The sequence below is a fragment of the Desulfosalsimonas propionicica genome (assembly GCF_013761005.1).
Classification (GTDB): domain Bacteria; phylum Desulfobacterota; class Desulfobacteria; order Desulfobacterales; family Desulfosalsimonadaceae; genus Desulfosalsimonas; species Desulfosalsimonas propionicica.
This window is the reverse complement of record NZ_JACDUS010000001.1, coordinates 810,915-821,796: the sequence shown is the minus strand read 5'-3', so window position 1 is coordinate 821,796 and position 10,882 is coordinate 810,915. Positions and strand designations below refer to the sequence as shown.

At 53.4% G+C, this 10,882-nt stretch carries 8 protein-coding genes and 2 riboswitches; of the genes, 3 read left to right on the top strand and 5 right to left on the bottom strand.

Going from position 1 to position 10,882, the window contains the following annotated elements; genetic code table 11:
- The 3 genes from HNR65_RS03470 to HNR65_RS03460 all read right to left on the bottom strand — a co-directional run.
- Positions 1 to 1,413 (bottom strand): TonB-dependent receptor (locus tag HNR65_RS03470; RefSeq protein ID WP_181550030.1); only part of this gene is annotated, 1,413 nt, incomplete at its 3' end.
- Positions 1,414 to 1,533: 120 nt separating this feature from the next.
- Positions 1,534 to 1,719: riboswitch (cobalamin riboswitch) on the bottom strand.
- 43 nt (positions 1,720 to 1,762) lie between these two features.
- The gene (locus HNR65_RS03465) at positions 1,763 to 3,655 is read right to left on the bottom strand and encodes a TonB-dependent receptor (protein WP_181550029.1); all 1,893 of its coding nucleotides are present in this window, start codon (positions 3,653 to 3,655) and stop codon (positions 1,763 to 1,765) included.
- A gap of 171 nt (positions 3,656 to 3,826) precedes the next feature.
- Positions 3,827 to 4,002: riboswitch (cobalamin riboswitch) on the bottom strand.
- Positions 4,003 to 4,158: 156 nt separating this feature from the next.
- Complete coding sequence (locus HNR65_RS03460) at positions 4,159 to 6,069, bottom strand: aldehyde ferredoxin oxidoreductase family protein (protein ID WP_181550028.1); 1,911 nt, start codon at positions 6,067 to 6,069, stop codon at positions 4,159 to 4,161.
- 160 nt (positions 6,070 to 6,229) lie between these two features.
- Between HNR65_RS03460 and HNR65_RS03455 the strand changes: the two genes are divergently transcribed.
- From HNR65_RS03455 to HNR65_RS03445, 3 genes are read left to right on the top strand one after another with little or no spacing between them, the layout of a single operon-like run.
- Positions 6,230 to 7,387, top strand: coding sequence for an iron-containing alcohol dehydrogenase (locus HNR65_RS03455; protein WP_181550027.1), 1,158 nt, complete (start codon positions 6,230 to 6,232; stop codon positions 7,385 to 7,387).
- Positions 7,384 to 7,989, top strand: coding sequence for a hypothetical protein (locus HNR65_RS03450; protein ID WP_181550026.1), 606 nt, complete (start codon positions 7,384 to 7,386; stop codon positions 7,987 to 7,989). The genes HNR65_RS03455 and HNR65_RS03450 overlap by 4 nt, the downstream gene beginning before the upstream one ends.
- Positions 7,990 to 8,009: 20 nt before the next feature.
- Positions 8,010 to 9,257 carry an iron-containing alcohol dehydrogenase gene (locus tag HNR65_RS03445; protein WP_220128265.1) on the top strand — a complete coding sequence of 416 codons (1,248 nt, stop codon included), beginning with the start codon at positions 8,010 to 8,012 and terminating at the stop codon, positions 9,255 to 9,257.
- 9 nt (positions 9,258 to 9,266) lie between these two features.
- Here HNR65_RS03445 and HNR65_RS03440 read toward each other — a convergent pair whose 3' ends face one another.
- Together HNR65_RS03440 and HNR65_RS03435 are read right to left on the bottom strand one after the other, a co-directional pair.
- Positions 9,267 to 10,133: a nitroreductase family protein gene (locus tag HNR65_RS03440; RefSeq protein ID WP_181550025.1), complete on the bottom strand. Its 867-nt coding sequence runs from the start codon at positions 10,131 to 10,133 to the stop codon at positions 9,267 to 9,269.
- 230 nt (positions 10,134 to 10,363) lie between these two features.
- On the bottom strand, positions 10,364 to 10,648 hold the full coding sequence (locus HNR65_RS03435; protein WP_181550024.1) for a hypothetical protein: 285 nt from the start codon (positions 10,646 to 10,648) through the stop codon (positions 10,364 to 10,366).
- Between the last annotated feature and the right edge of the window lie 234 nt (positions 10,649 to 10,882).

Below are 10,882 nucleotides of genomic sequence, written 5' to 3'. Positions count from 1 at the left end.
ATCAAGATCCCTGCTGTATTCCCGGGTGCCGGCAACGGCAGTAAACCTTTGTTTGCCTTCCATATCCAGGTAATCATAGCGCATGCCGGCTGTCAAATGGAGCCGGTCGAAAAGCGTGTAAGTGCCCTGACCGAAAACCGCCCGGCCGCTGATATCCATCTCGGTTCTGCGTATCTGCTGCATATTCTGGTTTGTTCTTTGCATCTCAAAGTCAACATTGTTTTCTTCAGTAAAGCCGTAGATCCCCAATAACCACTGAAAAGCGCTGCTCTCCTGGACAGAAGAGATGCGGACTTCCTGGCTTAAAAGAGTATCTTCAAAGCCAAAAATATTATTTCCAAGAGGCGCTGGAGTGGAGTCAAAGTCTATACCACTTTTGCTTTCGTAATAAGATCTGCCAGTAACAGAGAGAATATTGAAGGATTCACCTTTGTATTGGATCCGCAAAGTCTGGCCATTACCTTTGTTTTCTCGATAGTTTTCTCCGTCATAGGCAATAGTGTGGCGGCATGTTTGTGAAGGGCCACTGAGAAATCGATAATAGCCTATCCCTTCATCTTCCTCCATAAAATCAGTGATCAAGGATATGTCCCACACTTCGGAAGGAGTCCATCGAAGCGTGGCCCTTCCGTTGTTATGGTCTGTCCTGCCCGCATCGTCTGTGTTCTTGTATACATTTTCCATGAAGCCATCCGAGTCTTCCCTCTGCCAGCTAAGCCCCATATACAATTTATCTTTTTGCACCGGCCCGCTGACTGTTCCACCCGTCCGGAAAGAATCGGGATTGTTGCCGGAGGCATCATAAGCTCCGTATTCACCAAATACCCTGGCCCTGAAATGGTTGCCCGGTTGTTTGGTGATAATGTTGACAACCCCTGATTCGCTGTTTCTGCCATAAAGGGTCCCCTGGGGCCCCTTGAGGACCTCGATGCGTTCAATGTCAAAAAAATCAGGATTGTGCATGTAATGGAGAGGATAGTTCAGGCCATTAACATAAAAACCGGCAGGGCTGTATATGGATGTGTCATACGTAGAGATGCCCCGAAATACGATCGTATTTCCGGCAGTGCTGTGTTTCATATATACGTTCGGGGAAAAACGGGTCAGTTCATTGACATCTCTGATATCAGCATCTTCAAGCTGGACCGCCGAAAATACAGAACTGCCAATGGGCACATCCTGGGCGTCTTCTTCTCTTTTCCGGGCGGTCACCGTCATGGCGCCAAGTTCGTGTGCCCCGGAGGCCACCTCTTTTCCGGCGATGAGCGGAATGTCTTGCTGTTTCTCAATGTCTTTTGCCTGTGAGGCTTTTAACAAAGCCCTGTTGCCGGCAAAAGCGGAATCCGCTTCAAAAAAAATCAAAAGCCCGGCAAGCACGAAAAAAAACCGAAACAATGCAACTTGTAATTTCATAACGTCCCTCCCTGTCTGTAAAAATAAAAAACCCCGAACCGAAGATGAAACTTCGATCCGGGGATGTCCCTTTTTTACCACCGCGATCGCTTCTGAGCCTGCTTTCGCCGCGAAAGCAGGGACTCAAGATTTGTCCAGGCAGGTGTTCTGACTTGCGGATCTGCCTACCGGCTGCGCCTTCCCATTCATAAAAACAGTGGCTTATTGGGCAGCTTTCGTCCCCGCTTACAGCCGCGGGCCGGTCCCTGATTCACACAGGGTTCCCTCTTAAGCTTGATTCAAAGCACCTGAACAACTTTTAAGATGAAAAATGCCAATAAAAAATATTCAATAATCCGGTTATCCTGATTTAAAACCGCACCTCATACCCAATTTTAAAAAACCGGGGCATTCCGTAATATACATAGTTGTCTGTGTCCTTGTTGCCGTTGATCTCAACCTCCTGATCAAACACGTTATCAACGCCGAAGGTGAGATATCCTTTGGGCAGCTTGTATTTTCCGCTGATGTCGAGTGTCGAGATATCATCCAGGTCATCCGGACGGCTGGTGACATAATTGAAATTCAGGGCAAGGCTGAACATGCCGCCGTCATATGCCGCGCCCGCAGAGGAGCTGAATTTGGGGCCGGTCTGGTATTGACTGCCGTCGGGATCTTTGGCAACCGGGTCGCACCATGTACCCGAAGAATAAAAGGAGATCCGGCTGGACCAGTTATCCCGGCCATGAAAGGGGAAAAGATCAACATTCCAGTCAACGCCAAGACTTTCATAGGTGCCGGCGTTAAAGTATTCATACGGGTAGCCGCCGCCTTTATAGGATTCAATCTTGTCCTTGTAATCCATGAAAAACCCGGATAACCGGATCTTGCTCCATGCGTTTGTAAACTTGACCCCTGCGTCGTAAGTCCAGCCCTTTTCCGGGGTCAGCTCCGGGTTGCCTTTCAGCAGCCAGGAATCATAGTACAAATTGTTAAAAGAAGGCGCCCTGAAGGCTTTTGCCGCATTGGCAAACAGATTCACGGATTGATTCAGCCGGAAATTAAGCCCCAGGCTGGGAGTGAATTCATCCTGGTCTTCACCGGCGGCGTCCGCATAAATCAATTGCTCCCGCATGCCCAGATCGATTTTCAGCCGCTGGAAAAAGCGCTTGCTGATAATGGCAAACACGGCAACGTCATTGCGGTAATGATATCCATATCCGGTTTCAAAGTTGGCAGCGCGATGAATATATTCAAAGCCGGTTTTGACTTCAGCAGTCAGGAAATCAAATTTGGCGTCTGTTGATAAACCGGTATTAAAATGCTTGTTTTTACTGATCCCGTCCAGGATTTTGGAAGGCTGGTATTCGTATGTTTTTCTCTCTTCATCCCCGTATTTGTAAAATGCTTTGAATCTCGCGTTTTCGGTCTCATAGCGCAGGTTGGTAAAAATTTCATACTGCTCCTGCTCATTGGTGTCCATTACCTGACCGGTTGTGGCGTCATATGTTTCATAGCCGGAGTCCACGTAACTGGCCAGGCCGTCAAAATATAAATTTTCCGCGATATTGGCGTTTACGCTGGCTGAATACCGGTGAAGCGGTCTGGTATCGCTGTATTCGTTATCCGCAAAGTCATCATTGCGCTTAATTGAATTCATATGCTGATACCCAAACCCCACATTCACCCCTGGCCCGAGGTATTGCAGATGATGGTTGTGATAGCCGTAATCCCCGAATTCCACGGATGCCGTTGTCTGTTTGTGAACGGCATTCTTTTTGGTGATAATATTGATGGCCCCGCTCATGGCATCGGCACCGTACTGAATGGAAGATGCCCCTTTCATAACTTCAACCCGTTCAATGTTTTCAAGCGAAAAATTGGATAATTCATAATTTTTGTTTCCGGAATTTTGAATGGGCATGCCATTGATCAGGACCAACTCGCCGCCTTCAACTCCGCGAATCGACAGCGAACTGCCCATTCCGGCTTTTACACCCATGGGTGAATAACCCTGAAATGAAAACCCGCCGATCCGGCGCAGGGCGTCAATAACGTTGTTGCCGCCGGTGCGCTTTAATTCCGCGGCTGAAAAAGACTGAATAAATTGCGGGCTTTCTTTTTCCGGAGAAGGAAACCGCTCAGATGTGACCACAATATCTTCCATGGCCGTGGCATTGTGAGCGGATCGCGCATGTGCGGAATGTTGCGTGCAGATACATAAAATGGAAAAACAGAGAATCAATAAAAATTTTTTGCCCATGGTGCCTCCTTTACTGTTGTCAATGAAAATGTGCCGCAGCCGGCCTTGTCATGGAGAAACCTGGGCATATGCGTTTTCAATAAAAAAATCCCGGATCGTATACACGATCCGGGATTTCCCTTTTTTATCCGCAGAATCCGCCCGGGGCACAACGTTGCCGGCGCAGTCAAACCCCTTATGGTTATTCAGACAGGTCTTCTGACTTGCGGATCAATCTACTTGCTGCGCCTTCCCATTAATACAAACAGTGGCAGTTCTGCAGCTTTCGTCCCCGTTTACAGCCGCGGGCCGGTCCCTGATTCACACAGGGTTCCCTCCTGACAGGCTCCTGTAAAACAACGCTTCGAAAAGCAGGTTGTACAAGCCGGTGCCAGGCTCACATTGCGAGCATCTGAATAATTGTCTATATTTAAATACAATTGCAATACCCTGTCAAGGGTCATTTTTATAATCGATATGCTGTATTTTTTTACTGAACTTACAAAAACAGACAGTTGCAAACTTCAAAAAACATCTTCCCTGTTTTTTCCCCGGCCCGGATGCCGGGGTTCAATGCCCAGCCGGCGAAGGGTTGCCGGGCGGGGCACTCCGTTTGGGTCATATCCCCGCAGCCGGTAATATTTCTGCAACATGGCCTCCAGGGGAACCGTGCTTTGGTCGGCATCACAGGCGCGCCCCTCTGTGAGCAGCCGCAGCGGCAGGGTATCGTCCTTTCTGGAAATACCTTCCCGGGTGTTCATGTAGCGCTCCAGCACATGGACCCGTTCTCCGGCCTTGTAAAAATCCCGCATGCCCTGGTAGGGCACATAGCGGCTGCCCATAATGGCATGCCACAGCTCCGGATAAAGGCTGACATCCATTAAATTCAGCGCCAGCCGGGAAAGGTTCTGATTGAGCAGCCGGATGACAAACTTAGGTGAAAAACGAATCAGGGGCGGCTCCAGGAATACGGCAAAGGAGGTAAACAAACACACGTGCAGGCAGTTGATGGCGCAAAACACATCTTCCATGAACTTGACCATGTAGGGTTTCCAGCGCACAGCCCGGGGCTCGGCCATTCCCAGAATCACCTCCAGGCCCACCATGTAGGATGACAGGTGGCAGCCGCCCCGGTTGGCCGTGGCATAGGAAAGGCCCTGGCCAACAGAACCCCGGGGATCATAGCCGGGCAGTTCCATGCCCTTGACATGCATGGCAAAATCCTCGCCCCCGTATTTCCGGGCCGCGGCAGCAGAACCCAGGGCCAGATCTTTTCCCAGGCCCCGGCGCAGGGCCATATCCGTTATCATTTCGGTAATTTTGTCAGCAGATCCGAATTTCAGATCTGTTTTCAGCAGTCCCTTTTGACCGGCTTCCATGGCCCAGGCCAGGGTCCCGCCCGTTGAAATGGTATCCATACCGTAATGGCTGCACAACTCATTGAAGTCGGAAACCGTTTCCGGATCAAAAATCTCCAGGTTGGCGCCCAGCAGGGTCATGGTCTCGTATTCGGGCACATGCCGTTTTTCCCCCCGAATGGTGCCCCGGTGGCCGCAGAGAATGGCGCAGGGCTTGCAGGTATCATGCTTTGTGTCAAACCGCTCGGCCATGGCCTCGCCGGAGAGCTTGCGGGCGCGGCCGTGGCTGCCGCCGGTAAAATTGCGCACTGGCAGGATTCCGGCGGCATTGCCGGTATTGAGATTGGCGTTGGTGCCGTAATCCCGGAAAGCGCCGGCTGTGACCCCATTTCTTTGAATATATTTAAAAAACAGCCGATTCGCTTTATCAAAGCGTTTTTTGTCCGCCGGCACAATCTTGTATTCTTTGCCCTTTGCCACGATGCCCTTGAGATTTTTGGCCCCCAGCACCGTTCCCATGCCGCCCCGTCCCAGAAAACGGTGTCCGGACCGGATATTGGCAAACCGGACCCGGTTTTCCCCGGCCGGCCCGATGACCAGGGCACCGGAGCCGTCCTGCAAAATCGCCTTTTCCGCATCCGCCGTGCCCGTTCCCCAAAGTTCATCGGCGGGAACAAACGCTGCCCCACCGGCATCCACCCGCAAATAGACCGGTGATTGGGCCCGGCCGAAAATCACCATGGCATCCCACCCGGAAGTCTTTAACGCCATGCCAAAGGGACCGCCGCAGGAACTGCTGGCCATCAGGCCCGTGAGCGGCGATTTGGTCACGGCTTCAAACCGGCCCGAGCAGGCGGCGCCCGTACCCATAAACACCCCGGTTGCCAGGACAAACAAATTCTCCGGGCCAAGGGGATCAATACCCGCGGCCATCCGGTCGTAAATCAGCTTCAGCGCAATGCCTTTGCCGCCCAGATATTGTTGCCGGTCTACATCACTGATATAAGAGATATCAAACGTCTGACGGGTTAAATCCACTTCCAGTACCCGGTTGCTGGTGCCTGTGATCTCCTGCATGAAAACCTCCCTGCCTGATTGAGCAGCAATGAATATACATTCTGGTCCGCTTATGATAAGAGATTGTTTATTAAATTATAAAAAAAAACAAGCCCAATCAACATTTACTGAGGGTCCGCGACGCTTACCGGTCATCCACCAACGGAGCAGGAGTAAAGAAATGCCCCAGTTTGACTACGCGTTTCTGAGTCATCCCAAAATCATCTCCGGTGCCTGCAGCCTGGAAAACATCCCGGCCGAACTTGCGGCCAACAACGCCTGCAAGCCTCTGATTATCACCGACCGGGCGGCAGTTGCCCAAAAAAGGGACCGGATCCTGATCCGGGCATTTGATGATTCCGACTGCTTGATCGGCGCCGTGTTTAACCGATTGGGGGATTATGCCGGCATCAGCCTGGCATGGCAGGCTGCGGACCTGTTTGTCCACCGGGGCTGCGATGCATTGATCGCCCTGGGAAGTTGCTTGTCCGCGGACCTGGCCCGGGCCGTCAATATCCTGGTTTCTGAAAACACGCCGGATCTTTCGGCTTTTTTCAAGGGCGCGGCCCTGACCAAAAGATTATACCCATTTGTATTGGTGCCTGCCGGGGATTTGCACGGCACCGGCGCCGGAAACACCCTGATCCTGGATCACCAGCGTTTTTGCTCGGAATTTCTTGCCCCGGATGTCATCGTGCTGGACAAACGCATGCTCCGGGGACAGCCGCCGCCTCAAACCGCCCAAAGCGCGGCCATTGCCGCGGACAACGCCTGGAGCGCCTTTACCGGGCCCAGCCCCGGCCCCATCCGGGATGCGTTTGTCCACACCGCCCTCCGGCTTTTAAACCAAAACCTGGACGCCGCCCTGGCAGCGCCGGGCCGGGACAAGCCCTGCCTGGCCATGGCCAACGCAGGTGTAATTGCCGCCATTGCCGCTGCCAACGCCGCACCGGGCATTGTGCGGGTGGTTTCAGAAGAACTGGCCCGGATGACCCGCATCCGGAGGGGTTTATTTACCGGCCTTCTGGCGCCTGCAGCCCTGGAAAAATCCCTGGAGCAAAACGGCCCGCCCAGGCCCGAACTGCTGCTGGCAGTGGCCAGCATGGAAACTTATGCCGCCACACCGGAACAACAGCGGCCCGCCACGGGGGCAGATATGCTCAAGGCCCTGTTTGACAAAATTCAAAATACCCTGGGCCAAAGCCTGGAATCTTTGCAAATCCCTTTTTACCAAATCCGGCAGGCCTGTGAAAACGCAGCATCCAGGCCGGATACCGCAATAAAAGCCTCTGAGGCGCTGGACCTGGCTGGCCGGGCCTGGAAAGGAGCATCCGAATGAACCGTTTTACCCCGTTTTCAACCGCTCCGGCCGACCTTGGCCACTATCCGGAGATCCGCCCGAAAACCAGTTATTTCCGGAAAGCCTACATTGCCGTAATGCTGCTGGTGGTGGGCCGGGGCCTTGAAGCCGCTGCAAGGGTGGATCCGACGGTCCGGCGAATTTTTGAGCAGATGCCAGACGGATTCTGTCTTTGCGTGGGCGTGGGCCCGGCAGGACCGTGGATGATGGCCAAAAAGGACAAAAAAGGCCGCCTCCGGTACCTGGGCTGGCACCCCCGGGCAGCCAAAGCTCATCTGCGCCTGACCATCAAAAACCTGGCCTCAGCCATGCGGTTGTTCACCTTTCAGGAGTCAACGGCCCAGGCCTTTAACTACGACCGGTTCATGGTGGAAGGCAGCCTGCCCCAGGCCCTGGCGTTTATGCGGGCCCTGGACCGTGTGGAAGTCTATCTGCTGCCAAAAATCATTGCCAGGCGGGCTGTCAAACGCTATCCGGGCAACTCGGAACTGCCGGGCTGGAAAAAGCATTTCAACCGCATCCGGATCTATTTGCGCGCCTTTTTTCCGGACCTGATACGGGTGATTTACAAAAACATTTAAAAACCGGGAAAGGAATCGCCATGATCCTGCCGGAATTTTATGATTTCTGCAGCCGTGCCAAAATTGTTTCAGGGCAAAACGCCCTTGAAAAAATACCGGCGCTGCTGGCCGAACTTGACGCCGGCCGGCCGCTGATCATCACGGATCCCGGGGTGGAAAACGCCGGGCTCGTGGATGTGGTCAAACAGGCCATAGCCCGCGGCCTGGAATCCGCACCGGTTTACAGCGATGTTCCGGTGGATTCCGACTACCATGTGGTGGACAAAATCGCCGGCGTGTACAGGGAAAACCAATGCGACGCCATCATTGCCGTGGGCGGCGGCTCGGTGATTGACACGGCCAAGGGTGTGAACATCGTGGTTTCGCTGGGAGGCAAAACCCTGCTGGACTACCAGGGAGCCGGTGCGGTGCGCAACAAACTCAATCCTTTGGTGATTCTGCCCACCACCGCAGGCACGGGATCGGAAATGACCCTGGTGGCCGTGATCGCCGATCCGGAACGCCGGGAGAAAATGCTCTTTGTCTCCTATTTTCTGCTGCCGGACCTGGCCGTGCTCGATGCCCGCCTGACCCGGACCCTGCCGGATTTTATCACAGCGGCAACAGCCATGGACGCCCTGTCCCATGCCTGCGAGGCCTGGTACTGCATGGAAAAAAACCCTTTAAGCGATACCCTGGCGTTTCAGGCCATTGATCTCATCAGCCAAAACCTGCTTTATGTGATCCAAAACCCCGAAGACACCCAGGCCCGCCTGGCCCTGGCCAATGCCTCCACCTTGGCCGGGGCGGCATTTTCCAATTCCATGGTGGGCATGGTGCACAATCTCGGCCATTCCACGGGCGCGGTGTGCCACGTGCCCCACGGAAACTGCATGGCGGCTTTGCTGCCCTATGGCCTGGAATACAACCTGCACCGCAGGGACGAAATCATCGGCCAGCTGCTGCTGCCCCTGGCCGGGCCGGAAACCTATGCCGCAACACCCCGGCACCAACGGGCCGAAAAAACAATCGCGTTGATCCGGCAGCTTAATCAGGACCTGCATGATGCCATTGGCGGGCGCCATCCCCGGTTTCTATCGGAAATCCGGGACCGAGACGGCCGGCGCCTGGTGGAAAAAAACATGCTGCCCAAGATTGCGGAAAAAGCCTTAAGCGACGGGGCCCGGGTGCCCAACCCCGAGGAACTGCTGGCAGAAGATGCGCAGATGGTGCTCGAACACGCCTGGCAAGGCACGCCCCTGGACCGGACAAAAATCAAAACCGGGTAAGATTTTCACTTATCGAAGCCAGTCCACGGGCCTGGGCCTGCGGGAAGGGGTTCTGGCATATGTATGGGCCGGATAGCCCATGGTCAGGCAGGCATAGGCTCTGCGGTCCCGGGGAAGGGATGCCAGCTTTCGAAGACCCGGGAAAATTTTCAGGGCCAGAGTCACAAATCCGATATAACAGGTGCCCAGGCCCCGGGCGTGGGCGTGGTTCATGATATCCCCGGCGGCGATATTGCAGTTTTCACAGTGAAATCGCCCCTTTTTGGGCGCATGCACCAAAATCAGCACCGGCGCATTGTGCAAAATCAGATCCCGGCCGGCTGCCTGTTGCTCAAGATACCAGGGCATGGGCTCCATGTAGCGCTCCAGGTCATTTCCCGGGGCAATTTTTTGAAGGGCCTTGTAGACAAGCTTTCCAAGGCCTTTACGGCTGTGGCGATACGCCTTTGTCCCAATGCCGAACACGGCCGCGGAAATGGCCTGCAAAACATCTTTGTTTTTGATCACCGTAAAAGCCACATCCTGCTTGTTGCTGGCTGTAGGACTCCAGGCGCATAGGCCCAGGATGGCTTCAATAACCCCATCCGGCACCCTGTCTGCCTTATACCGGCGGATGCTTCTGCGGCTGCGCACAATCTCGGCAAACACCTCCGGGTCCAGGCGCTTTTTGTCCACTGGCCGGGTCTGTGCAAAATCGATCCCGTCATGGACAATGGCGTCTTTGGGGCATACGGCGACACAATGGCCGCACAAACTGCAAAATTCGGGCGCCGCAGCCTCCGGCCGGCCGTTGACCGCCCGCCAGACGCCGGCCACACAGTCGTTAACACAAAGTCCGCACAAATTGCATTGATCTTCAACTCTTGTGATTCTCAACTTTCCGGCTCCGTTCAAACAATTGGGATTTCAGGCAAGACCGGTGGGCCTAAAAATCATAGCAGAAGATAGGGAGGAAAGGAATAAAAGGACTTTTGAAAGGCGGGGCATGGCTGATAGGCAAAATCCGTGTTTCCTTATCAGTCATGCCCCGTTCCTTGTACTGCCGAAAAAAGCCATGATGCGGATCCTGTTTCCGGTCGGCAGATAAATTGGGGGGCCCGGCCGGTTTAATGGGTTCTTTTCCAGAGATGGCGGACCTTGGTGCGGCTGGCCCAGCTGGAGCCCACGAAATATTTCCAGTCCGGGGTAAAATAGACACTGCCACCGTTGGTCAGATGAACTTTTTTGAGGTGCTTGTAATACTCAATGCCGCCTCTGACAGTAGTAACTTTCTTAACCCGGCGGACTTTCTGGTTCCACCAGGTGCCGTTTTTCAAATAGGCCTCTTCATAAGTCTTTTTGTTAAGGTCCAGCACCCGGGCCTTCTTGCCGCCGGAATGCATATAAATCATACCATCAGCCCAGGCGCCGGACGCAAATATGCCAATGCATAAAATCATTGCAGACAATATCAAAACACTTTTTTTCACCTGTTTCCTCCTTTCATTTCCATTATTTCAACAAAAGATCAACCGATGACCCGCCAACCCGCAACATTAAAAATATCTGCCTGATCCAACTCGAAAAATTACTTACACAGATTGTCTTTACCCTTTTTCAATAAAACGGTCAATCATTTTCCGGCA

What these genes read in the sequence shown, in the direction of transcription:
- HNR65_RS03455 (WP_181550027.1), top strand. Translation starts at nt 6,230, where the DNA reads ATGCCCCAGTTTGACTACGCGTTTCTGAGTCATCCCAAAATCATCTCC.
- HNR65_RS03460 (WP_181550028.1), bottom strand. Translation starts at nt 6,069, where the DNA reads ATGCAGGAGATCACAGGCACCAGCAACCGGGTACTGGAAGTGGATTTA.
- HNR65_RS03465 (WP_181550029.1), bottom strand. Translation starts at nt 3,655, where the DNA reads ATGGGCAAAAAATTTTTATTGATTCTCTGTTTTTCCATTTTATGTATC.
- HNR65_RS03445 (WP_220128265.1), top strand. Translation starts at nt 8,010, where the DNA reads ATGATCCTGCCGGAATTTTATGATTTCTGCAGCCGTGCCAAAATTGTT.
- HNR65_RS03450 (WP_181550026.1), top strand. Translation starts at nt 7,384, where the DNA reads ATGAACCGTTTTACCCCGTTTTCAACCGCTCCGGCCGACCTTGGCCAC.
- HNR65_RS03435 (WP_181550024.1), bottom strand. Translation starts at nt 10,648, where the DNA reads ATGATTTATATGCATTCCGGCGGCAAGAAGGCCCGGGTGCTGGACCTT.